The sequence below is a fragment of the Pseudomonas pichavaramensis genome (genome assembly GCF_050473265.1).
GTDB lineage: Bacteria > Pseudomonadota > Gammaproteobacteria > Pseudomonadales > Pseudomonadaceae > Aquipseudomonas.
This window is the reverse complement of record NZ_JBJKFJ010000005.1, coordinates 235345-258249: the sequence shown is the minus strand read 5'-3', so window position 1 is coordinate 258249 and position 22905 is coordinate 235345. Positions and strand designations below refer to the sequence as shown.

The 22905-nt window shown below is 62.6% G+C and carries 21 protein-coding genes; 14 read left to right on the top strand and 7 right to left on the bottom strand.

The window, feature by feature from the left end:
• Positions 1-109: 109 nt before the first annotated feature.
• From ACJRW5_RS10765 to ACJRW5_RS10720, 10 genes are all read left to right on the top strand, one after another.
• Entirely contained in the window at positions 110-952 is an 843-nt protein-coding gene (locus tag ACJRW5_RS10765; RefSeq protein ID WP_484570505.1) for a sugar phosphate isomerase/epimerase family protein, read from the top strand.
• A gap of 9 nt (positions 953-961) precedes the next feature.
• The gene (locus tag ACJRW5_RS10760) at positions 962-2002 is read left to right on the top strand and encodes an isopenicillin N synthase family dioxygenase (protein WP_484570504.1); all 1041 of its coding nucleotides are present in this window, start codon (positions 962-964) and stop codon (positions 2000-2002) included.
• A 44-nt stretch (positions 2003-2046) separates the two neighbouring features.
• Complete coding sequence (locus ACJRW5_RS10755) at positions 2047-2859, top strand: ABC transporter substrate-binding protein (RefSeq protein WP_484570503.1); 813 nt, start codon at positions 2047-2049, stop codon at positions 2857-2859.
• 150 nt (positions 2860-3009) lie between these two features.
• The gene (locus tag ACJRW5_RS10750; RefSeq protein WP_484570502.1) at positions 3010-4524 is read left to right on the top strand and encodes an amino acid ABC transporter permease/ATP-binding protein; all 1515 of its coding nucleotides are present in this window, start codon (positions 3010-3012) and stop codon (positions 4522-4524) included.
• Positions 4521-5243, top strand: coding sequence for a class II aldolase/adducin family protein (locus tag ACJRW5_RS10745; RefSeq protein ID WP_484570501.1), 723 nt, complete (start codon positions 4521-4523; stop codon positions 5241-5243). Before ACJRW5_RS10750 ends, ACJRW5_RS10745 begins: the two co-directional genes overlap by 4 nt.
• A gap of 131 nt (positions 5244-5374) precedes the next feature.
• Positions 5375-6334: an agmatinase gene (gene speB, locus ACJRW5_RS10740; RefSeq protein ID WP_484570500.1), complete on the top strand. Its 960-nt coding sequence runs from the start codon at positions 5375-5377 to the stop codon at positions 6332-6334.
• A 64-nt stretch (positions 6335-6398) separates the two neighbouring features.
• Entirely contained in the window at positions 6399-7793 is a 1395-nt protein-coding gene (locus tag ACJRW5_RS10735) for a YjiH family protein (RefSeq protein WP_484570499.1), read from the top strand.
• Between the two features lie 16 nt (positions 7794-7809).
• A complete protein-coding gene (locus ACJRW5_RS10730; RefSeq protein ID WP_484570498.1) occupies positions 7810-9411 on the top strand; it encodes a 5-guanidino-2-oxopentanoate decarboxylase in 1602 nt (533 codons plus the stop codon).
• Between the two features lie 183 nt (positions 9412-9594).
• Positions 9595-10935, top strand: coding sequence for a purine-cytosine permease family protein (locus tag ACJRW5_RS10725; RefSeq protein WP_484570497.1), 1341 nt, complete (start codon positions 9595-9597; stop codon positions 10933-10935).
• A gap of 112 nt (positions 10936-11047) precedes the next feature.
• On the top strand, positions 11048-11779 hold the full coding sequence (locus ACJRW5_RS10720; protein WP_484570496.1) for an MBL fold metallo-hydrolase: 732 nt from the start codon (positions 11048-11050) through the stop codon (positions 11777-11779).
• A gap of 5 nt (positions 11780-11784) precedes the next feature.
• Here ACJRW5_RS10720 and ACJRW5_RS10715 read toward each other — a convergent pair whose 3' ends face one another.
• Positions 11785-11916: a PA1414 family protein gene (locus tag ACJRW5_RS10715; RefSeq protein WP_484570495.1), complete on the bottom strand. Its 132-nt coding sequence runs from the start codon at positions 11914-11916 to the stop codon at positions 11785-11787.
• Positions 11917-12010: 94 nt separating this feature from the next.
• Entirely contained in the window at positions 12011-13729 is a 1719-nt protein-coding gene (aceK, locus tag ACJRW5_RS10710; RefSeq protein WP_484570494.1) for a bifunctional isocitrate dehydrogenase kinase/phosphatase, read from the bottom strand.
• Positions 13730-13940: 211 nt separating this feature from the next.
• Here aceK and ACJRW5_RS10705 point away from each other — a divergent pair, with 211 nt between their 5' ends.
• A complete protein-coding gene (locus ACJRW5_RS10705) occupies positions 13941-14831 on the top strand; it encodes a DMT family transporter (protein ID WP_484570493.1) in 891 nt (296 codons plus the stop codon).
• Positions 14832-14921: 90 nt separating this feature from the next.
• Here ACJRW5_RS10705 and cysK read toward each other — a convergent pair whose 3' ends face one another.
• Positions 14922-15893, bottom strand: coding sequence for a cysteine synthase A (gene cysK / locus ACJRW5_RS10700; protein ID WP_484570492.1), 972 nt, complete (start codon positions 15891-15893; stop codon positions 14922-14924).
• A 137-nt stretch (positions 15894-16030) separates the two neighbouring features.
• On the opposite strand from cysK, the gene ACJRW5_RS10695 reads away from it, so the two are divergent.
• The 3 genes from ACJRW5_RS10695 to ACJRW5_RS10685 all read left to right on the top strand — a co-directional run bounded on the left by ACJRW5_RS10695 (position 16031) and on the right by ACJRW5_RS10685 (position 19503).
• Complete coding sequence (locus ACJRW5_RS10695; protein ID WP_484570491.1) at positions 16031-17107, top strand: DUF748 domain-containing protein; 1077 nt, start codon at positions 16031-16033, stop codon at positions 17105-17107.
• A 210-nt stretch (positions 17108-17317) separates the two neighbouring features.
• Complete coding sequence (locus ACJRW5_RS10690; protein WP_484570490.1) at positions 17318-18163, top strand: AAA family ATPase; 846 nt, start codon at positions 17318-17320, stop codon at positions 18161-18163.
• A gap of 161 nt (positions 18164-18324) precedes the next feature.
• Positions 18325-19503: a vWA domain-containing protein gene (locus tag ACJRW5_RS10685; protein WP_484570489.1), complete on the top strand. Its 1179-nt coding sequence runs from the start codon at positions 18325-18327 to the stop codon at positions 19501-19503.
• 125 nt (positions 19504-19628) lie between these two features.
• Here ACJRW5_RS10685 and ACJRW5_RS10680 read toward each other — a convergent pair whose 3' ends face one another.
• From ACJRW5_RS10680 to ACJRW5_RS10665, 4 genes are all read right to left on the bottom strand, one after another.
• Entirely contained in the window at positions 19629-20687 is a 1059-nt protein-coding gene (locus tag ACJRW5_RS10680) for a DUF2167 domain-containing protein (RefSeq protein WP_484570488.1), read from the bottom strand.
• Between the two features lie 156 nt (positions 20688-20843).
• On the bottom strand, positions 20844-21368 hold the full coding sequence (locus ACJRW5_RS10675) for a DUF2937 family protein (RefSeq protein ID WP_484570487.1): 525 nt from the start codon (positions 21366-21368) through the stop codon (positions 20844-20846).
• A gap of 13 nt (positions 21369-21381) precedes the next feature.
• A complete protein-coding gene (locus ACJRW5_RS10670; RefSeq protein ID WP_484570486.1) occupies positions 21382-22155 on the bottom strand; it encodes a class II glutamine amidotransferase in 774 nt (257 codons plus the stop codon).
• A 217-nt stretch (positions 22156-22372) separates the two neighbouring features.
• Positions 22373-22843, bottom strand: coding sequence for an MFS transporter (locus ACJRW5_RS10665; RefSeq protein WP_484570485.1), 471 nt, complete (start codon positions 22841-22843; stop codon positions 22373-22375).
• Positions 22844-22905 lie beyond the last annotated feature (62 nt).

The following is a 22905-nucleotide window of genomic DNA, read 5'->3' as shown; positions in this document are numbered from 1 at the left end:
AACAATGTGCTCCATAACCAGGCGCCGGCCCGAATCGGACGCCACCGGGTGTCTCACTGCACTCCTTGCCAAATCTGCCGCTGACCCTCGCCCTCTCCAGGAGACGGCCATGCGACTGGATATCTTCCGCTCCCTTTGGGGCTATCACGGCAGTTGGCAGCAAGCGCTCGACGAAGCGTTCAGCGCCGGCTTCGACGGCCTCGAGGCGCGCATCCCGGAAACCGCAGCACAGCGTAGTGCCAACGCCCGCATTCTGCGCGACAACAACGCCCCCTACATCGCCATCCTGTTCACCTCCACACCGGTACTGCCGCGCCAAAGCGACAGCCCTCAGGCGCATCTCGAGGACCTGCGGCGCAAGCTTGACTGGGCCGCCGAACTCAATCCACGGCTGGTCAATGTGCTGCCGGGTAACGATCGCTGGTCGCTCAACGAACAGGTCGACTTCTTCGCCAAAGCCGTCGAACTGGCCGAAGCCAGTGGTCTGCACTGCTGCTTCGAAATCCACCGCGGCCGGTCGCTGTATAGCCCCTGGGTGACCCTGGACGTGATTCGCCAGGTGCCCGAACTGCGCTTCACCAGTGATATCAGCCACTGGCTGGTGACCTGCGAGCGCCTGCTCGACGACCCGACCGACGACCTCTCGCCCTTCATCGAGCGCGTCGACCATATCCAGGCCCGCGTCGGCTACGACCAGGGGCCGCAGGTCCCGCACCCGGGCGCACCTGAATACGCCGAATTCCTCACCTTTCACCAACGCCATTGGGAGCGCATCTGGAGCAGCCAGGAAAAACGTGGCCAGCAGGTCACCACCCTGACGCCCGAGTTCGGCCCGGACGGCTATCTGCACCACCTGCCCTTCACCGATGTCCCGGTTGCCGATCTGTGGCAGCTCAATCAATGGATGGCGCGCTGTGAGCGCCAGCACTTCCACCGTTTCACCAGCCGCTGAGGGCAAACGATGACCAGCACCAGCAAGAATTTCACCGAAATCCCCGTGGTCGACATCGCCGGCCTGTTCAGCAGCGACCCTGCCGAGCGCGTCGCCGTTGCTGAAGAACTGGGGCGCGCTGCGAGCCAGGTTGGCTTCCTCTATATCAGCGGACATGGCATCGAACAGTCGCTGATCGATGGCCTGCACAAGGCGGCGGAGGATTACTTCGCGCAGTCCCTGGATGACAAGATGCGTCACTACATCGGCGCCTCCGACACCCACAAGGGCTTCGTGCCCGAGGGCGAGGAGCGTTACTCCAAGGGCAAGCCCGACCACAAGGAAGCCTTCGACATCGGCTTCGAGGTGCCGGCCGACAATCCGCTGGTGCTGGCAGGCACACCGTTGCTGGGGCCCAACCACTGGCCGACCCTGCCTGGGTTCAAGGAGTCGATACAGGCGTATTACGCGCAGATCTTCCAGCTCGGCCGCACGCTGTTCCAGGGCTTTGCCCTGGCCCTGGGCCTGCCAGAGAACACCTTCGACGAGATGGCCAAGTTTCCGCCGTCGAAACTACGCCTGATTCACTACCCCTTCGACGGTGAAGCCCAGGACGCACCAGGTATCGGCGCACATACCGACTACGAGTGCTTCACCATCCTGCTGGCGGACCGCCCCGGCCTGGAAGTGATGAACGACCTCGGCCAATGGATCGACGCACCACCCAAGCCTGGCACCTTCGTGGTCAACATTGGCGACATGCTGGAAGTGATGAGTGCCGGTACCTTCGTGGCCACGTCGCACCGCGTGCGCAAGGTCAGTGAAGAGCGCTACTCCTTCCCCTTCTTCTATGCCTGCGATTACCACACGCAGATTCGTCCGCTAGCGCAGTTCGCCGCCAGCGCCGAGCAATACGAAACCATCAGCATCGGCGAACACATGTGGAGCCAGGCGCTGCAGACCTATCAGTACCTCAAGCAACGCGTCGAGGACGGTCAGCTGCAATTGCCTGAACGCGCCCGCAAACCTTCCAGCTTCGGCCACCTGAAGCATCAACCCAGTGCGCTCTGAGTTTCCAACTGCCAACACAAAACCCTGATCCGGAGATCATCACAATGGCAAATCGTACCCCCTTGCGCCGCACCGCCCTGGCCTTCGCCTGTGCACTGGCCGGCCTGTTTCAGCTCGGCGCTGCGCGCGCCGCCGGGGCTCCCAAGACACTCGCCAGCGGCGAACTGAAAGTCGGCATGGAAATCTCCTACCCGCCGTTCGAGTACTACGAGGGCGAACAGGTCAAGGGCTTCGACCCGGAAGTCTCTGCCGCCCTGGCCAAGCGCCTGGGACTGCAAGCCAGTTTCAGTGACATCACCTTTCCCAACCTGATCCTCGGCCTGGATGCCAACCGCTTCGACACCATCATTTCCGGCATGTACATCCTGCCCGAGCGCCTGGAGAAGGCCGATGCCATTCCCTACGCCAAGACCGGTGCGGCCATCATGGTGCGCAGCGACGCCGAGCGTAAGCCGGCCACCCCCGAAGAGCTCTGCGGCATGACCGTCGGCCTTCAGCAGGGCACCTCCTGGGTGCCGGCGCTGGAGAAAGTCTCCGCCGGCTACTGCAAGGAACAAGGTGCCGGCCCCATCACCATCAATCAGTATCCGACCAATGCCGAGACCTCTCAGGCCCTGCTCTCCGGGCACGTCCAGGCACACCTGGAGATCGACGCTGCATCGCTGCTGATCGTCGAGAAGTCGCGCGGCCGCATCGCCATCAGCTCCAAGGAAGCCATCTACCCGCAAGTGCTGGGCATCTACGTGAAAAAAGGCAATGCGCAGTTGCTCGATGCGCTGAAGGCCGCACTGGATGAGTTCAAAGCCAGTGGCGAGTACGCCGAGCTGCTGAAGAAGTACAACCTGGAAGAAGCCTGACGCGAAGCCGTGAGCAGGGCTTTACACCGCTGGTCTTCATGGCCGCAATCCTGCTCACGGCCAACCGTGCCAAGGCATGACCGCTTCACCCCGTTAGCCGGACTGCAATCCGGCTAGCGCCTTTTTTGGCTTGAGTCGCAGGTGCCCCATATGCCGTTCGAGTGGAGCTATTTTTTCTCCCTGTTTTCCATGCCGGCCTTTTGGGCCGCCTGCTGGACCGTGGTAAAACTCAGCAGCCTGGCCTGGTTGCTCGGCCTGATTCTCGGTTTCGCCCTGGCCAGCGCCAAGCAGGCCAGCAGTCGTTGGGCACGCATGCCAGCGTCGTTCTACGTCTGGTTCTTTCGCAGCGTACCGCTGCTGGTATTGCTGATCTTCGTCTACAACCTGCCGCAGCTGTTTCCGGCCAGCGGCGCCTTGCTCTCCAAACCCTTTTACGCCGGCCTGCTCGCCCTGGTACTGACCGAGGCCGCGTACATGGCCGAGATCCATCGTGGCGGCCTGCTCTCGGTAGCCAAGGGGCAACGTGAGGCGGCTCGTGCCCTGGGCATCAGCGCGCTCGGGACACAACGCCTGATCGTCGTACCGCAAGCCTTTCGTATCGCCCTGCCGACGCTGACCAACGAGTACGTCACCATCGTCAAACTGACCTCGCTGGTCTCGGTGATCTCGCTCAGCGAGTTGCTGCTGATCGGCCAACGGCTGTACGCACAGAACTTCCTGGTGCTGGAAACCCTGGGCGCCGTGGCCGTTTACTACGTGATGATCGTGACCTTCTTCGGCTGGGGCCTGCAGTACCTGGAGCGTCACCTCGACCTGAGCCGACGCAAACCCGAAACCCTTGGCGAGGCGACCGTCAGCAAACTGCGCGACGCCCTGCCCCAACTGCAGAACAGCGCGACAGCAACCGTACAGAGCGGCGCACCGGATGCCCTGCGACTGAGCAACATCCACAAGCGCTATGGTAACCACCAGGTGCTCAAGGGTATCGACCTGGCCGTACGCAGCGGCGAGGTGATATCCATCATCGGCCCGTCCGGCTCCGGCAAGACGTCGCTGATCCGCACCGTCAACGGCCTGGAGAGCATCGACCAAGGTGAGATCGTGCTGTTTGGCGAAAGCTTCATCCAGGCCGGTGACCGCCCCGACAACCGCCGTCAGCGCCAGGGTGTGAAGCGCATCGGCATGGTGTTCCAGAACTTCAACCTGTTCCCCCACCGCACCATCGTCGACAACGTCATGCTCGCCCCGCTCTATCATCGCCTGGGCACCCGTGACGTGTTGCGCCAACAGGCCCTGGCCCTGCTCGACAAGGTCGGCCTGCTGGCTCACGCCGACAAATATCCGCACCAGCTGTCCGGCGGCCAGCAGCAGCGCGTGGCCATTGCCCGCGCGCTGGCCATGAAGCCTGACGTAATGCTGTTCGACGAACCCACCTCGGCGCTCGACCCGGAGCTGGTCGGCGACGTCCTGGCGGTGATCCGCGATCTGGCCCGTGAGGGCATGACCATGCTGATCGTCACCCACGAAATGGACTTCGCCCTATCGATCTCCGACCGCGTGCTGTTCATGGAAGACGGCCACGTTCAGCTCGACGCCGCACCGGATGCCATCCGCAGCGGCGACCACCAGCGTGTACGCCGCTTCATCGGCCTGGAGAACGCATGAACACGATCGCCACCCTGCGCCGCGACCTCGCCGCGGCCTATCGCCTGGCCGCCCTGTTCGGCTGGGACGACACCCTCTACACCCACTTTTCGGTGCGTTTGCCCGGCGCTGGTGAACCGCGTTTTCTGATCAACCCGTTCGGGCTGTTCTTCGAAGAGATCCGCGCCAGCGACCTGATCGTCGTCGACATGCACGGCAAGGTGGTGGAAGGCAATGCCGACTACAACGTCGCCGGCTTCACCATCCACAGCGCCGTGCACATGGCCCGTGAAGACGCCCACTGCGTGATTCACACCCACACCCTGGCCGGCATGGCCGTGGCGGCGCAGGATGCCGGCCTGCTGCAGCTCAACCAGATCAGCACCGAGTTCCATCAGCGCGTCGGCTATCACGCCTACGAAGGTGTCGCCTTCGACCTGGACGAGCGCCAGCGTATTCAGGCCTCGCTGGGCGACAACATCGCTCTGATTCTGCGCCAGCATGGTCTGCTCAGCGTCGGCGCCAGCGTCGCCGATGCCTTCTGCATCATGTTCTACCTCAACCGCGCCTGTGAGATTCAACTGGCAGCCAGCGGCGGTGGCCAGCGCTGCACGCCGATTGCCGAGCATCTGTCACGCCACGCCTGCGAACAGTTGCAGGGCGTCGAGTGGCAACGCCAGTTGTTGTGGCAGGCCTGGCTGCGAAAACTGCAGCGTATCGCTCCCGATTATTGCGACTGAACGCCTTTGCAACGGGGGCTGAAGCCATAAGTTCAAACAATCCTGAACTAAGTTTTTGCCCCTGACGATTTTTCCCCGCTGGCGGCTGGCCAAGAATCCGGCCACAACCAGAACGAGCCTGAGGCCTTCCCATGGACAAGAAACTCCACCAGCCCCTGGGTGGCAACGAAATGCCACGCTTCGGCGGCATCGCCACCATGATGCGCCTGCCGCATATCCAGAACGACGAGGAAAAACGTCAGCTCGACGCCGCCTTCATCGGTGTACCGCTCGACATCGGCACCTCGCTGCGCTCCGGCACCCGCTTCGGCCCCCGCGAGATCCGCGCCCAGTCGGTGATGATCCGCCCGTACAACATGGCCACCGGCGCCGCACCGTTCGACTCGATCAACGTCGCCGACATCGGTGACGTGGCGATCAACACCTTCAACCTGCTCGACGCCGTGCGCATCATCGAGGAGGCCTACGACGAGATCGTCGAATTCGGCATCAAGCCGCTGACGCTCGGCGGCGACCACACCATCACCCTGCCGATCCTGCGTGCCCTGCACAAGAAGTACGGCAAGATCGGTCTGGTGCACATCGACGCCCACGCCGACGTCAACGACCACATGTTCGGCGAGAAGATCGCCCACGGCACCACCTTCCGCCGCGCTCAGGAAGAGGGCCTGCTCGACAGCGAGCGCGTGGTGCAGATCGGCCTGCGCGCTCAGGGCTACACCGCCGAGGACTTCAACTGGAGCCGCAAGCAGGGCTTTCGCGTGGTCCAGGCCGAAGAATGCTGGCACCAGTCGCTGACCCCGCTGATGGCCGAAGTGCGCGAGAAAGTCGGCGGCGGCCCGGTGTACCTGTCGTTCGACATCGACGGCATCGATCCGGCCTGGGCGCCGGGCACCGGCACCCCGGAAATCGGCGGCCTGACCACCATTCAGGCAATGGAGATCATCCGTGGCTGCGAAGGCCTGGACCTGATCGGCGCCGACCTGGTGGAGGTTTCCCCGCCCTATGACACCACCGGCAACACCTCGCTGCTCGGCGCCAACCTGCTCTACGAAATGCTCTGCGTGCTGCCCGGCGTGACCAAACGCTAATAGCCGAACCGGGCGCCCACAGGGCGCCCGGGACATCCATACAACAACAATTCGGATGCCTGCGATGAATCGTGATGAATCCCTGCCCCTGCTCGACGACCAACCCGGCGCGAGCGCACCGTTCAACCTGCGTCAGCTGCTGATCTTCCTGATCCCCTCGCTGCTCGGCGTGCTGCTGTTCCTGACCCCCATCGTTTACGAAGAGAAGGTCACCATCGGTCTCGGGGTGATGGCCGATACGCTCAAGGCTGCACTTACCGATCACCTGCCCGCCATTGCCACCGGTCTGTTGCTGGTGTCTGCCGCGCTCGGCCTGCTGGCCAGCCTGTTCAAACCGCGCTGGGTCACTCAGCGTCCGGCGCTCAATGAACTGTTCAACCTGCCGCCACTGTGGCTGGCCCTGCGCGTACTCGGCGCGCTGTTCGCGGCGATGACCTTCTGGCAGTTCGGCCCCGAGTGGGTGTGGAGTGCCAACACTGGCGGTGTGGTGCTCAAGGACCTGGCGCCGGTGCTGATCACCTTCTTCCTGGTGGCCGGGCTGATCCTGCCGCTGCTCACCGACTACGGCCTGATGGAGTTCTGCGGCACCCTGGTGCGCAATGTGTTCCGCCGCATCTTCGGTCTGCCCGGGCGCTCGGCCATCGACGCCATCGCCAGCTGGCTCGGCTCCGGCACCGTCGGCGTGCTGATCACCGCGCAGCAGTATCAGAAGGGCTTTTACAGCGCCCGCGAGGCGGCGGTGATCGCCACCAACTTCTCCATCGCCTCGATCGCTTTCAGCCTGCTGATCACCAGCTTCATGAAGCTCGACCATCTGTTCGTGCCCTTCTACCTCACCGTGGTGGTAGCCGGCCTGGCGGCGGCGATCATTACCCCGCGCATTCCGCCGCTGTCGTGGAAGAAGGAAGAATACGTGGCCGGCGTCGGCAAACAGATCCGTGAGGAAGTTCCGGAAGGCACCTCACTGCTGCGCTGGGGCCTGGCCCAGGCCATTCGCCGCGCCAACGCCAACCCGTCACCGACGCAGATGGTGCGTATCGGCGTGCATAACGTGGTTGATATCTGGCTAGGCCTGCTGCCACTGGTCATGGCCATCGGCACCCTGTCGCTGGCCATCGCCGAGTTCACCCCGATCTTCAACTGGCTGTCCTACCCGCTGGTGCCGCTGCTCGAAGCCCTGCAGTTGCCAGAAGCCGCCAAGGCTGCGCCGGCGATGCTGGTGGGCTTTGCCGACATGTTCCTGCCGGCCGTGCTGGGCAAGGGTATCGAGAGCGAGCTGACCCGTTTCGTGGTGGCCTGCATTTCGCTGACCCAGCTGATCTACATGTCCGAAGTCGGCGTGCTGATCCTCAAGGCCAAGCTGCCGCTGAGCCTGCTGGAGCTGTTCGTCATCTTCGTTCTGCGCACCCTGATCACCCTGCCGATCATCGCCCTGATGGCGCACTGGATCGTCGGCTGAGCCCCAAGGAGAGAGCATGACCACCTGCGGTGAATTTCTCGTCAAGCAGCTCCAGGCCTGGGGCGTCGATACCGTGTTCGGCATCCCCGGCGTGCACACCGTCGAGCTGTATCGCGGCCTGCCCGGCAGCGGCATCCGCCACATCACCCCGCGTCATGAGCAGGGCGCGGGCTTCATGGCCGACGGCTATGCGCGCGTCTCGGGCAAGCCCGGCGTGTGCTTCATCATCACCGGCCCGGGGATGACCAACATCCTCACCGCCATGGGCCAGGCCTATGCCGACTCGATTCCGATGCTGGTGATTTCCAGCGTCAACGAGCGCAACCGCCTCGGCCTGGGCAAGGGCTACCTGCACGAACTGCCCAATCAGCGGGCAATGAGCGCTGGCGTGAGCGCCTTCAGCCACACCCTGATGAGCGTCGAAGAGTTGCCCGGCGTGCTGGCCCGTGCGTTTTCGGTATTCGAAGGCGAACGGCCACGCCCGGTGCACATCGAACTGCCGCTGGACATCATCACCGCTGACGCGTCTCACATGCAGGTGGCGCCCAGACCGACGGTACGCCGACCGGCGGCCAACCGCACGCTGATCCGCGAAGCCGCCGGGTTGCTCAAGCAAGCCGAGCGTCCGCTGCTGTTACTCGGAGGTGGCTGCGTGGCCGCCGAAGCCGAGGCCCGCGCCCTGGCCGCAGCCCTGGATGCACCGACGGCACTGACCATCAATGCCAAGGGCCTGCTGCCGCCTGGCCACCCACTGTTGCTGGGTAGCAACCAGTCGCTGTGCCCGGTACGCGACCTGGCCCTGGAGGCCGATGTGGTGCTGGCGATCGGCACCGAGCTGGGCGAAACCGATTACGACGTGGTGTTCGACGGCGACTTCCGTCTCCCTGGCCGGCTGATCCGTATCGACATCGACGCCCAGCAACTGCAGCGCAACTTCACCCCGCACCTGGCCATTCAGGGTGATGCGCGGGTGGCCATGCGCATGCTGCTGGCCGAGTTCAATCCGCGCCAGGCCGACCCGAGTAGCCCCGGTGCCCAACGTACGGCTGTCGTGCAGGCACGTCTGAATGAGGACTTCAGCGGCTGGGCGCATTACCGGCAATTGTTCGACTGCCTGCTTGAGGCCTTGCCCAATGCGCGCTTCGTCGGTGACTCGACACAGACGGTGTACAGCGGCAACCACCTGGTGGAACTGGATGGCGCACGACGCTGGTTCAATGCCTCCACCGGTTACGGCACCCTGGGCTACGGCCTGCCGGCGGCCATCGGCGCCAAACTGGCCGAGCCGGAACGCCCGGTGATCAGCCTGATGGGCGACGGCGGCCTGCAGTTCACCCTGCCCGAGCTGGCCAGCGCCGTGGAAGCTAGGGTCGGCATCATCGTGCTGCTGTGGAACAACGCCGGTTATGGCGAGATCAAGCGCTACATGGAACGCCGCGACATCGAGCCGATCGGCGTCGACATCTTCACCCCGGACCTGCTGGCCATCGCCCGCGGTTTTGGTTGCGCGGCAGAGCGCGCCCGTGATCACACGCACCTGGCCGAACTGCTGCGCAGCGCGCCAAGTGATCGCCCGCTGATCATCGAAGTGCAGGAGGCCGCGCCCTTTCATCCCTGACTGCATCGATCGCGGCTGAAGCCGCTCCTACAGAATGCGACACCGCCATGCGGGGAGAGCTTTAGCCGCGATATCCCGTATTCCCCGGATTGCATCCGGGCTACGAGCATAACCACAAGATCCTGCTGTACCACTGACTGCCGCCCTACCAACACCAATAATCAAGCACCGGGGAGTCGTTTCATGCTCAAGAATCTAAGCCAGTATTTCGGCCAGGACGGCCTAAGCCCCACCGACGCCAGCCATCGCAGCCTTGGCCTCGGTGGCACCATCGCCCTGTGGCTGGGCGCCAACGTGGTGGTCACCACCATCCTCACCGGCATGCTGCTGGTGCCCGACCTGCCGTTCAGCCAGGCCATGCTGATCGTCCTGCTCGGTTCGGCCATCGGCATTCTGCCGCTGGTGCTGGTCGGTCTGATGGGTCAGCGCAGCGGCCTCACCACCATGGTGCTGGCACGCGGTAGCTACGGTTCGCAAGGGGCCAAGCTGCCTTCGCTGGTCAACCTGCTGACCCTGCTGGCCTGGAGCTGGATCCAGGCACTGCTGGCCGGCATGAGCCTCAACTATGCCGTTGAGCACCTGACCGGCTACTCCAACCTGCCGCTGTTCACCATCCTCTGTGAGACCCTGGTGCTGCTGATCGCCCTGCGCGGTCACCTGGGTATCGAGCGAGTCGAGCGCTGGGCAGCCATCGGCATGCTGCTGTTGGCCGGCGCCATGTTCTACGTGATGGGACAGAAGTTCGAGTTCGCCAGCCTGCTGGCCATGCCGGCCGAGCCGCGCAACGACATCACTCCGGGCATCGCCTTCGATATCGTCATCGCCACCGCGTTCTCCTGGATACCGCTGGCGGCCGACTACAACCGCAACTGCCGCAGCCAGGGCGTGGCCGGCGTCGGCACCTGGGTCGGTTACGTGCTCGCTACCCTTCTGGCAATGGGCCTGGGCGCGACCGTATCGGGCTTCTCGGTGATGACCGGCATGGAGCAGACCTACGACCCTGCCGTGCTGCTGGCCGGTTTCGGTTTTGGTCTGCCGGCTGCCATCGTGGTGTTCCTCTCGGTGATGACCACCAACGTCATGTGCGTTTACAGCGCCTCGCTGTCGTACCTCAACATCAGCCCGAAGACGCCGTTCTGGAAACCGGCACTGTGCATCGGCGTGCTGTCGATTCTCGGCTCGCAGATCCCCGGCATTCTCGACAATTTCCAGAACTTCCTGCTGGTGATCGGCAGCGTGTTCATCCCCGCCTTCGCCGTACTGATCGCCGACTACTTCCTGATCCACAAGGGCGACTACGCGGTGGACGAGCTGCTCAGTGAAGACGGCGGCCGCTATCGCTACCTGGCCGGCTTCAACCCGGCGGCTTTCGTGGCCTACGGCCTGGGCGCAGCGTTGGCCTACTACTGGGGCTGGGTCTCACCGCTGGCCTGGGGCGCCTCGCTGCCGGTATTCCTGCTCACCGCCGCCAGCTACGCGGTGCTGCGCCGCTGGGTGCTGGTGCCACGCGCGCAGCTGGCCTAACACGAAGAAGCACAATCTGTAGGGTGCGCCGTGCGCACCGATGAACCATCATCCATCTGGATGACCGTCTGTCCCGCAGCACCCTACTAGACGCAGCTCTGAGGAAAATAACGTGAAAATCGTCAGCCGTGACCAATGGTTCGAGGTGGAGCACCGTCACGACGGTATCTGCCTGATCCACGAGCCCTATGTGCGTCCCTACTACCGCTGCAACATGTGGCACGTGCAGGGCCGTGAACATGACGTGCTGATCGACTCCGGCTCCGGCCTGGTCAGCCTGCGCGAACAATTGCCCTGGTTGACGGACAGGCCCCTGCTGGCAGTCGCCAGTCACTGCCACTTCGATCATATCGCCGGGCACCATGAATTCAGCGAGCGTCTGGTACACCCCGCCGAGGCGGACATCCTCGCTGCCCCTGATGGCGCCAATACCCTGGCCACCGACTTCGTCGGCGACGACATGTTCGAGGCGCACCCCGATTGCCCCTTGTGCTACGCCGAATACCGCGTGCAGGCCGCGCCGGCCACTCGTCTGGTCGACGATGGCGATGTGCTGGATCTGGGCAACAGGGTGTTGCAGGTGCTGCATACCCCCGGTCATTCACCGGGCGGCATCAGCCTGTGGGAGGCGCAGACGCAAACGCTGTTCTCAGGCGACATCCTCTATGACGGGCCGCTCATAGAGGACGCCTACCACTCGAACCTGGAGGATTACGCGCAAAGTCTGGCGCGCCTGCGCGAACTACCCGTGCGCACCGTGCATGGCGGGCATTTCGCGAGTTTTTCCGGTGAACGCATGCGCGAGCTGATCGACACTTGGTTCGACGCCCACCGGCTCGCCTGATTAGCTCAGCGGCGCTGACGCGCCTCGCGCCGCAGGCGCTCCTGCTCGGCTTCGCTGATGCGAATCGGCTGAGGTTGCGGAGCAAGGCCAAGGGCTTGCAGCAGGTGTTGCAGTTGTTCTTGCAGCTTGGCGAGCATGGGTACGACCTCCAGCCAAGTTAAGGAAAGAGCCTGCTACTAGCGGCTCACTTATGAGATTAGGCCTGGCGGAGCGGATTTCAACAAGGGCCAATCAAATCACCGGACTCTTGCGCCGATAGGGAAACACATCGATCACCTTGCCCGCGCGAATGGCGTCCTGCAATTGCTTCCAGTAGTCGGCATCGTAAAGGTTGCCATGCAGCTTACTGAACAGCCGCCGCTGCTGGATATCGGCAAACAGAAAGGGCGGGAACTCCTCGGGGAACACGTCGTTGGGGGCGACCGAATACCAAGGCTCAGCACTCATCTCGTCTTCGGGAAAACGCGGCGGTGGAATCCTGCGGAAGTTCACCTCGGTGAGAAAGCAGATCTCGTCGTAGTCGTAGAACACCACACGGCCATGGCGGGTGACGCCGAAGTTCTTCAGCAGCATGTCGCCGGGAAAGATATTGGCCGCCGCCAGTTGCTTGATGGCCAGGCCGTAATCGTCCAGAGCCTCGCGTACCTGTGCCTCGCTGGCATTTTCCAGATAGAGGTTGAGCGGCGTCATGCGCCGCTCGGTCCAGCAATGGCGTACCAGTACGCTGTCGCCTTCGACCACCACGGTCGAGGGTGCCACCTCGAGCAATTCGGCCAGGCATTCGGGCTCGAACTTGGCCTTGGGGAAACGGAAGTCGGCGAACTCCTGGGTGTCGGCCATACGCCCGACACGGTCGACGCTTTTCACCAGCCGGTATTTCTCGATCACGGTGTTGCGATCCACCGTCTTGGCGTGGGCGAAGCGGTCCTTGATGATCTTGAACACCGTATTGAAGCCCGGCAGGGTGAACACGCTCATGACCATGCCGCGTACGCCTGGCGCCATGACGAAGCGGTCGTCGCTACTGGCCAGATGGCCAATCAGCGAGCGATAGAACTCGCTCTTGCCATGCTTGTAGAAACCAATCGAGGTATACAGCTCGGCGATATGCTTGCCCGGCAGGATACGCCGCAGAAAACCGATGAAATCGGCTGGAATGGCCACATCGACCATGAAGTAGCTACGGGTGAAGGAAAAGATGATCGACACCTCCGCCTCGTCGGTGATCGCCGCATCGACCTGGATACCCTGCCCTTCACGATGCAACAGCGGAATCGCCAGCGGCCACTGCTCATCGCGAGTGTAGATGCGCCCAACCAGATAGGCGCCCTTGTTGCGATACAGCACCGAGGAGAACAGCTCGATGCGCAGCTCCGGATCCTTGCAGATCCAGTCCGGCAGGCTGGCACGCAGCTGCGCCTCTAGGCGCTGCAGATCCCGCGGCAGATCTTCGTATGGGGCGTCGAAGGCGTAGTCGGCGAAGATCGCCTGCAACGCCTGGTCCAGCGCCCCGTCAGGGCGATAGCTACGGGTCTGCGCGGTGCCCGCTCGGCTGCGCAGCGACGGCCGGGTGGTATGGATGAACATGCAGCCATCGCTGATCAGGTCATGGCTGAACAGGCTGCAGAAGATCGAGTTGAACCAGGTTTCCGCCAGCTCGTCGTCGAGACGCAGGTCGATCAGCGCGATATAGGCGCTTTTCACCAGCGGCCACTGGCTCGCCTCCAGCAGCGCGGAATCGAAGCCCTGCAGCAAACGCTCACGGGTCTGCGCCACCTTGTCTTCGTAGAGGTTGATGCGCGCGGCCGATGCCTGCTGTGCATCCTGCCACTGCGCCTGCTCGAAGCGGGCACGGGCGCCATCGGTGATCTGGCGAAAATGCTCGCGATAATCGTCGAAGCCATCGAGGATCAGGCGGGCGATCTCCCCGGCCGGCCATTGCTGCCCCATACGCGTGCCCCGTAAATGCGTTGAATGAGCCGAGCTTAGCCGACAAACGACGATGCGAACCATGCGCCCCTCTCCCGACTGCGGGAGAAGGCGCTCTGTGCCAGGCGTTACCGCCGCATTTACAACGCAACGACTTCAAAAGCGCAATGCGGATTGCCAGATGAGCGTCCAGCGGCAACACTCTCGCCCTCACCCTGCCGGATGCTCCATCGTGCGTACCGCCGACCTGCTTCGCCTATTGCTGCTTGCCGCCATCTGGGGCGCCAGCTTTCTGTTCATGCGCGTTGCAGCGCCCGTACTGGGCAGCATGCCGACCGCCTTCTTCCGCGCCAGCTTCGGCGCATTGGGATTGCTGGTGCTGCTGTTGCTGCTGCGTACGGATTGGAATTTTCGCGGCAAGCTGCGCATCTGCCTGGGGCTTGGGGTGATCAATGCTGGATTGCCATCGGCCATGTACTGCCTGGCGGCTTTGATCCTGCCAGCCGGTTACTCGGCAATTTTCAACGCCATGACGCCATTGATGGGCGTGCTGATCGGCGCACTGTTCTTCCATGAAGGCATCACCACGAGTAAAGCCGCCGGGGTGTTCATCGGCCTGCTCGGCGTAGCGGTACTGACCCGCACCGGCCCGGTGGCCTTCGACCTGCAATTGTTGCTCGGTGCCGGCGCCTGCCTGGTAGCCACCACCTGCTACGGCTTTGCCGGCTTCCTCACGCGACGCTGGATCGGCCAGCAGGGCGGCCTGGACAATCGTCTGACAGCCTTCGCCAGCCTCGTCGGGGCCAGCCTGTTCCTGCTGCCGCTGTTCGCCGGCAGCATGGCGTTGCAAGCACCAGCGAGCTGGGGTGGAATCGAAGTGTGGCTGTCGCTGGCCGGTCTCGGCCTGCTCTGCACGGCGTTCGCCTACGTGCTGTATTTCCGCCTGCTCAGCGATATCGGACCGATCAAGGCCAGCACCACCACCTTCCTCATTCCACCGTTCGGCGTGCTCTGGGGTGCATTGTTGCTGGATGAGCCGCTGAGTTGGGACTACCTGCCAGGCTGCGTGCTGATCGCCTTGGCGCTGTGGCTGGTAGTCAGGCCGAGCGTGGCCAGGACGTAGAGAGCCCTGCGCGCACCAGGGCCACCCGGTGCGCACCGCGACCCTACGAAAAAGCCGCCCGAAGGCGGCTCTCGCAGGAGTCGACAGGTCCTACTGCTGCAGTTCCTGCTCGGTGAACATATCGCTGAACAGCATCGAGGTCAGATAGCGCTCACCGGAGTCCGGCAGAATCACCACGATGGTCTTGCCCTGCATTTCCGGCTTCTCGGCCAGGCGCACCGCTGCCACCATCGCCGCACCGCAGGAGATCCCGCAGAGGATGCCCTCTTCGCGCATCAGACGCAGTGCCATGGCCTTGGCGTCCTCGTCAGCGACCTGCTCGACCTGATCGACCATGGCCAGATCGAGGTTCTTAGGCACGAAACCGGCGCCGATGCCCTGAATCTTGTGCGGCGCAGGCTTGACCTCGTCACCGGCCAGGGTCTGGCTGATCACCGGCGAGCCAACCGGCTCCACCGCCACCGACAGAATCGGCTTGCCCTGGGTCTGCTTGATATAGCGCGATACCCCGGTAATGGTACCGCCGGTACCGACGCCCGCGACCAGCACATCGATGGCCCCATCGGTATCACGCCAGATTTCCGGGCCGGTGGTCTTCTCATGAATGGCCGGGTTGGCCGGGTTCTCGAACTGCTGCGGCAAGTAGTAATCCGGGTTGGCGGCGACCAGCTCGTTGGCTTTCTCGATTGCGCCCTTCATGCCCTTGGCCGGCTCGGTCAACACCAGCTCGGCACCGAGGGCCTTGAGTACCTTGCGACGCTCCAGACTCATCGAGGCCGGCATGGTCAGCACCAGCTTGTAGCCACGCGCCGCAGCGACAAAAGCCAGGCCGATACCGGTATTGCCGGAGGTCGGTTCGACGATGGTCATGCCCGGCTTGAGCACCCCACGCTCCTCGGCGTCCCAGATCATGTTGGCGCCGATGCGGCACTTGACCGAATACGCCGGGTTGCGCCCCTCGATCTTGGCCAGGATGGTCACACCCTTGGGCCCGAGGCGATTGATCATCACCAAGGGCGTATTGCCGATAGCCTGTGCGTTGTCTGCGAAAATGCGGCTCATGGTGTATCGGTTCCTTGTCGTTGCTGAGCCCGTCAGCCTATGCCTGATGGATCATGGCGTCCAGCATCAGGAAGGTCGAACTCTCCGGTGGTTCATGCAGTCAACCTGTTGAGAATCGGACCTCACGGATATCCCGGATGAAACGCCGTTACAGCCTGTCGTTGTGGATCTGCCTGGCGCTGCTCGCGCTGCTGGTGGCCGTGCACGCGGCGCTGCCCTACGTAATACGCGACTACCTCAATGACGCATTGGCTGACATGGGCGATTACCGCGGTCACATAGACGATATCGACCTGGCCCTGTGGCGCGGCGCCTATCGTATCAACGGGCTGAGCATCGTCAAGGCCGAACAGGACGTACCGGTGCCCTTTGTCGACGCTCCGCAGATTGACATCGCCGTCAGCTGGCATGACCTCTGGTATGAGCATGCGGTGGTTGCCAAAGTCATGTTCGACAAACCGCAGGTAAATTTCGTCGACGGCAGCAGCAGCGAAGACACGCAAACCGGTGAAGGCGTTGATTGGCGCGAGCAGTTGAACAAGTTGCTACCGATCACCCTCAACGAAGTCCGTGTAAGCGATGGTGTCCTTGGGTTTTACAACTTCAACTCGTCACCGCCGGTCGAGTTGCAGGCCAAGGCCGTCAACGCCAGTCTCTACAACCTCACCAACGTGGCCGACGAGCAAGGCAATCGCGTCGCCCGTTTCGAAGGCACAGCGCAGTTGCTGGGGCATGCACCACTGGAAGCCAGTGCAGTATTCGACCCTTTTCACAACTTCGAGGATTTCGAGTTCCGCGTGCGTGCGCGCGACGTCGAGCTGCCGCGTCTCAACGACCTGGCCAGCGCCTATGGCAACTTCGACTTCAAACGCGGCAGCGGCGATCTGGTCGTCGAAGCCTCCGCCGAGAACGCCCAACTCAGCGGCTACATCAAACCGCTGCTGCGCAACGTGGAGGTGTTCGACTGGCGTCAGGATGTGGAAAACGAGGACAAGGGCGTGTTGCGCTCGATCTGGGAGGCGTTGGTTGGCGGCAGCGAAAAAGTGCTGCAGAACCAGCGCAAGGACCAGCTCGCCACCCGCGTGGAACTGAGCGGCAGCACCCGGCAGCAGGATATCAGCGCGCTGCAGGCCTTCGTCGGCATCCTGCGCAACGGTTTCATCGAAGCCTTTACCGCGCGCTATGAAAATCCGCCGCCGGGTAACGATGACTAGCGGGCTGCAGCGGCGACCAACCCCGGCAGTGCAGCAACGGATGCGCAAAGTCAGCAGTCCGTCCAGCTTCCAATCGAGTGACACCTGACTCGCCATTCAGTGACTGAATACTGCGTCTTCGTTCACAGCCACTGAGCCTGCGCGTTATAGTCGCGCTCTGAATTTCTGCTGCGGGCCGGCCCCGCGCGTTACCGTTCCGAGGATTTTCCGATGAAGTTCGAAGGTACCCAGTCCTACGTCGCCACCGACGACCTCAAGCTTGCGGTCAACGCCGCCATCACCTTGCAGCGCCCGTTACTGGTCAAGGGTGAGCCGGGCACCGGCAAGACCATGCTCGCCGAACAGCTGTCCGAGGCCTTCGGCGCTCGTCTGATCACCTGGCACATCAAGTCCACCACCAAGGCGCACCAGGGTCTCTACGAGTACGACGCGGTCAGCCGCCTGCGCGATTCGCAGCTCGACTCCGACAAGGTTCACGACGTTCGCAACTACATCAAGAAGGGCAAGCTGTGGGAAGCGTTCGAGTCCGACGAGCGCGTGATCCTGCTGATCGACGAGATCGACAAGGCCGACATCGAGTTCCCCAACGACCTGTTGCAGGAGCTCGACAAGATGGAGTTCTATGTTTACGAGACCGACGAGACGATCAAGGCCAAGCAGCGCCCGATCATCATCATCACCTCGAACAACGAGAAGGAACTGCCGGACGCCTTCCTGCGCCGCTGCTTCTTCCACTACATCGCCTTCCCCGATCGCGACACGCTGAAGAAGATCGTCGACGTGCACTACCCCAACATCAGCGGCGAGTTGGTAGCCGAAGCGCTGGACGTGTTCTTCGACGTGCGCAAGGTGCCGGGCCTGAAGAAGAAGCCTTCGACCAGCGAACTGGTGGACTGGCTGAAGCTGCTGATGGCCGACAACATCGGCGAAGCCGTGCTGCGCGAGCGCGACCCGACCAAGGCCATTCCACCGCTGGCTGGCGCCCTGGTGAAGAACGAGCAAGATGTGCAGCTGCTCGAGCGCCTGGCCTTCATGGCACGCCGCGCCAGCCGCTAGGCTTGTCTCCCCTCTCCCGCTTGCGGGAGAGGGGTCGGGGGAGAGGGTAGCCGGCTGCGTCGATACGGCCTGAAAAGCCCCTCTCCGAACGCGGCCCGCCCTAACCCTCTCCCATGAATGGGAGAGGGAACCGTTCGTGCATCACCGGGAGACCCGCAGCCATGCTGCTCAATTTATTCAACGAAATGCGCGCGGCCAAGGTGCCGGTGTCGGTGCGTGAGTTGCTCGACCTGATCAACGCGCTCAAGCACAACGTCGTGTTCGCCGACATGGACGAATTCTATTATCTGGCGCGCGCCATTCTGGTGAAGGACGAGCGTCACTTCGACAAGTTCGACCGGGCTTTCGGCGCCTACTTCAACGGCCTGCAGAACCTCAACGAACATATCGAGGCGATGATCCCCGAGGAATGGCTGCGCAAGGAGTTCGAACGCCTGCTCAGCGACGAGGAGAAGGCGCAGATCCAGAGCCTCGGCGGCCTCGACAAGCTGATCGAGGAGTTCAAGAAGCGCCTCGAAGAGCAGAAGGAAAAGCACGCCGGCGGCAACAAGTGGATCGGCACCGGCGGCACCAGCCCGTTCGGCTCAGGCGGCTACAACCCGGAAGGCATTCGCGTCGGCGATGCCGGCAAGCGCCAGGGCAAGGCGGCCAAGGTGTGGGACCAGCGCGAATACAAGAACCTCGATGATCAGGTCGAGCTGGGCACGCGCAATATCAAGGTGGCGTTGCGCCGCCTACGCAAGTTCGCCCGCCAGGGCGCAGCCGAAGAGCTCGATCTCGATGGCACCATCGACCACACCGCCAAAGACGGTGGCCTGCTCAACATCCAGATGCGTCCGGAGCGGCGTAATACGGTGAAACTCCTACTGCTGCTGGATATCGGCGGCTCGATGGACGCCCACGTCAAGGTCTGCGAGGAGCTGTTCAGCGCCTGCAAGACCGAGTTCAAGCACCTGGAGTACTTCTACTTCCACAACTTCATCTACGAGAGCGTGTGGAAGAACAACCTACGCCGTACCAGCGAACGCACCTCGACGATGGATCTGCTGCACAAGTACGGCGCCGACTACAAAGTGGTGTTCGTCGGCGACGCAGCCATGGCACCTTACGAGATCACCCAGGCCGGCGGCAGCGTCGAGCACTGGAACGAAGAAGCCGGCTACGTCTGGATGAAGCGCTTTACCGAGAAGTTCAAGAAGATCATCTGGATCAACCCCTACCCCAAGGACACCTGGAACTACACGGCGTCCACCAATCTGGTGCGTGAGCTGATCGAAGACCACATGTATCCGCTGACGCTGCAGGGCCTGGAAGACGGCATGAAATACCTGTCCAAGTAAGCTTTCAAGCCATAACGAAAACGCCGCGAAACCTGCAAAGGATTCGCGGCGTTTTTGTAGCCGGATGCAATACGGGAGCTGAGTTTAAAAGAGCCCCCGGATTGCATCCGGGCTACACATCAGGCTCAGCGCTTGTCCGCATCATCCGACTTGTTCAGGTCCATCACCGTCTGCGCCGGTGATTGCACAGGCTGCTGCGCCTGAGGCTCGCGGGTGGCTTCTGGCGCGGCCGGCGCTTGCTCTGGGCTCTCGGCCTTCTTGCCGCCCATGCGCTTGAACAGCCAGCCGACGACCACCACTGGAACGATCCAGAACTTTTTCAGCAGCACCAGCAGCAGGGCCAGCAGACCGGTCTTGGCCGCGACCTTGCCGGCGACCAGCGCGCCCAGGCCATAGGCAGCGACGGTATCCAGATCCGGGTTGAACTCGGCATAACGCTGGCCCGGGTTGAACTCGGTCGCTGCCAGCACCGCAGGTACGTTGGCCTCGATCTCCGCCAGTTGGTCCATATTGGCGACGAAGTTCAGCACCAGCACGCCCTTACGTCCCAGCACACGGATGTTGTAGTTGAGGGTATTGACTTCGCTGTCACCGAACTTCAACTCCTTGGCCCAGTGCAGCTTCTTGCCTTCGGCGTCGTAACGCGGCTCGGCGGCCCAGCCGACCAGTTGAACCGACTCGTAACCGTTTTCCTCACGCCAGGCGTTGGCCTCGCGCATGTCGGACTGCATGTCCTCGAGCATGTCGCTGTAGTCGATATCGGCAGCGTCCTCGTCGGAGACGTAGCCGCTGTCTTCGTACTCGACGGTCACACCCCAGGATTCATCGGCCAGCGGCGAGATGCCGGCCGGCAGGATCATCCCCAGCGGCGGCACGTCATCCGGTGGGTTGCCCCAGCCATCGACCAACAGGCGCTGGGCATTTTCGCCGTCGAGAAACACCAGCGAGTCGGGCAGGTTCAAGGTCGCCAGGTCATCGCCCAGCACCACGCGGCCGCTCTTGAATTCCAGGCTAGCGACGAATTCCTCGGGGCTGCTCCACTGCCCTGCTTCATCAGCTTCGGTGACATCTTCGCTGACTGAGGCGGCGGGTTGCGGCTCTACAGTGGAATCGGCGTAGGCAACAGGCATGAAAGGCAGGACGGCAGCCAGCGCGGCTGCCAGGATCGAATCCTTGATCGGCATGGAAACTCCATTAATACAGTGAGGCGGTTAAATGTAACGCCTTATTACACTAACACGCTTCACCCAATGCACAGGCGAACCAGCGCAAGTTTTGCAGCCGGCCATCCGTACCGCTTCCCTAAGAGCGACGCCAAAGCCAACTTCGGTGAGTCCCGGTCAACGCCAGTGCCGTTGCTGCGCCCGCTGGGTGCTGCCCGCACCGGACATCCAACCGAGCAACACGATCAGCGATTCGACCAGCCAGGCCAGCAGCAGGGCACACACCACACCCCAGAGGATCGCATCGGGGGTGAACAACACCTGATAGCGGTAGGCCTGCAGCGTTTCCTCGAACAGTGCCTGGTCGGCGCCTGTCGCCAGATGCCAAGCCTGCTGGTACCAGGGGCCTTGCATGGCCCGCCATTCGCGCTCGAGCAGGCCAGCACGCTGCACCAGATGAGCGACGCTCTGCGCGTCGCTGCGCATTACCGGATCATCACTGACGCGGTAGTGCGCCACCAGCGCGTCCATATCACCCTTGAAGAACTTGCTGGCCGTTTCCTGAAAGCCCCTGAGGCTCTGCTGCGACTCCAGCCGGTGCGCCTCGACACGCTTGGCATAGTCGTCGACGAAGCCCGGCACCTGAATGCCGAGCAACAGGCCAAAGGCGAACAATGTCAGACGCAGATAGCTTCTCAGCATGCTCCCTCTCCGTTCAGGCCTTGCCGTCGGCGACACACTCGCCACGGCGCCACAGCCGCCACTCGCCGGGCTGGTAGAGTGCCCACTGCTCGTTATCGGTCAGCGCCTCGGTGGCGATCACCGTGACCACATCATTGGGCGTGGTTTCTGCCTGAAAATCCACCTTCAGATCAGCGTCCTTGAGCTGCGCCGGACCGAAGGGCGCGCGCCGGGTGATATGCGCCAGCTTGGTCGAGCAGAAGCTGAACAACCAGTCGCCATCACTGAGCAGGCAATTGAACACGCCAAGTTTGCGATAGCTGGAGCAAGCGGCGACCAATACGGGCAGCAGCACCTCCACCGATACCGGTTCGGGAAAGGCACGGCGCACTCGATTGAGCAGGTCGCAGAATGCCGCTTCGCTGTCGGTATCGCCGACCGGTCGATAGAAGCTGGTGGAACCTTCCAGCCCCGCCAGCTGGCCGTTGTGCGCAAAACACCAGTTACGCCCCCACAGCTCGCGACTGAACGGATGGGTATTGACCAGGCACACCTTGCCGACATTGGCCTGACGAATGTGGCCGATCACCACCTCGCTCTTGATCGGATAACGCTGCACCAGCTGCGCCACCTCGGACTCGCTGCTTGCCTGCGGGTCCTGAAAGATACGCAAGCCGCGACCTTCGTAGAAACCGATGCCCCAACCGTCCCGGTGTGGTCCGGTACGGCCACCACGCTGCATGAGCCCGGTGAAACTGAAGACGATATCGGTTGGAACGTTGGCGCTCATGCCGAGCAATTCGCACATCGAATCAATACTCCTTAGGCAATCGATCAGCTGCGGCCCGCTGAAAATGACTGGGCAATGGCGCCGATTGGTCTGCAATTCGACGAAATGCTGAGCACAGGGCGATCACCCGGCAACAGGGGTCTGACTCGACAACTGCACCAGATGCACTGGTCCGATGGCTCCATTGCACAAGGCCATCATGCTGAACGCCTGATTAGGCAGGCGCAAGGGGCATCTAAATACGCGGTTCCAGACGGCCGCCACGCTCACTCACATAAGGTCGAGCCAGATCGTCGTCTTCATCCATGCGTTCACGCAGGGTACGGGGGTCGTCATCGGCTTCAGCCACCTGCTGCTGATTACGCCCTTTCCACCAACGCTCGATCGGCCAACGGATGGCGACGAACAACAGGTACACGGCGAAGGCGATCAGCCCGTACAGCGCCAGGTCAGCCACCGCGCGCCAGGCGTTGTTGCCGACCTTGAGCAGCAGGTCCATGGCGATCACGGCGATGCCCGGGGCGAACAGTTCGCGCGCCGGGTCAACGATGGTTGGGCTGAACAGCAACACGGCCACCAGCACCCGCAGCGGCTCACGCAGGTAGCGCCACATCCAGGTAGTCATGCGCATCCACACCAGCAGGCAACCCAGGGCAGCAACACCATAGGCGGCCCAGGCCAGAAGGTAGTCGTTCTCGTTCATCATAAGCAGTCGCCGGCATGGCAGGTGTGGCAAAGGGGCGCTTATGATAACGGCTTTTGCTCGCC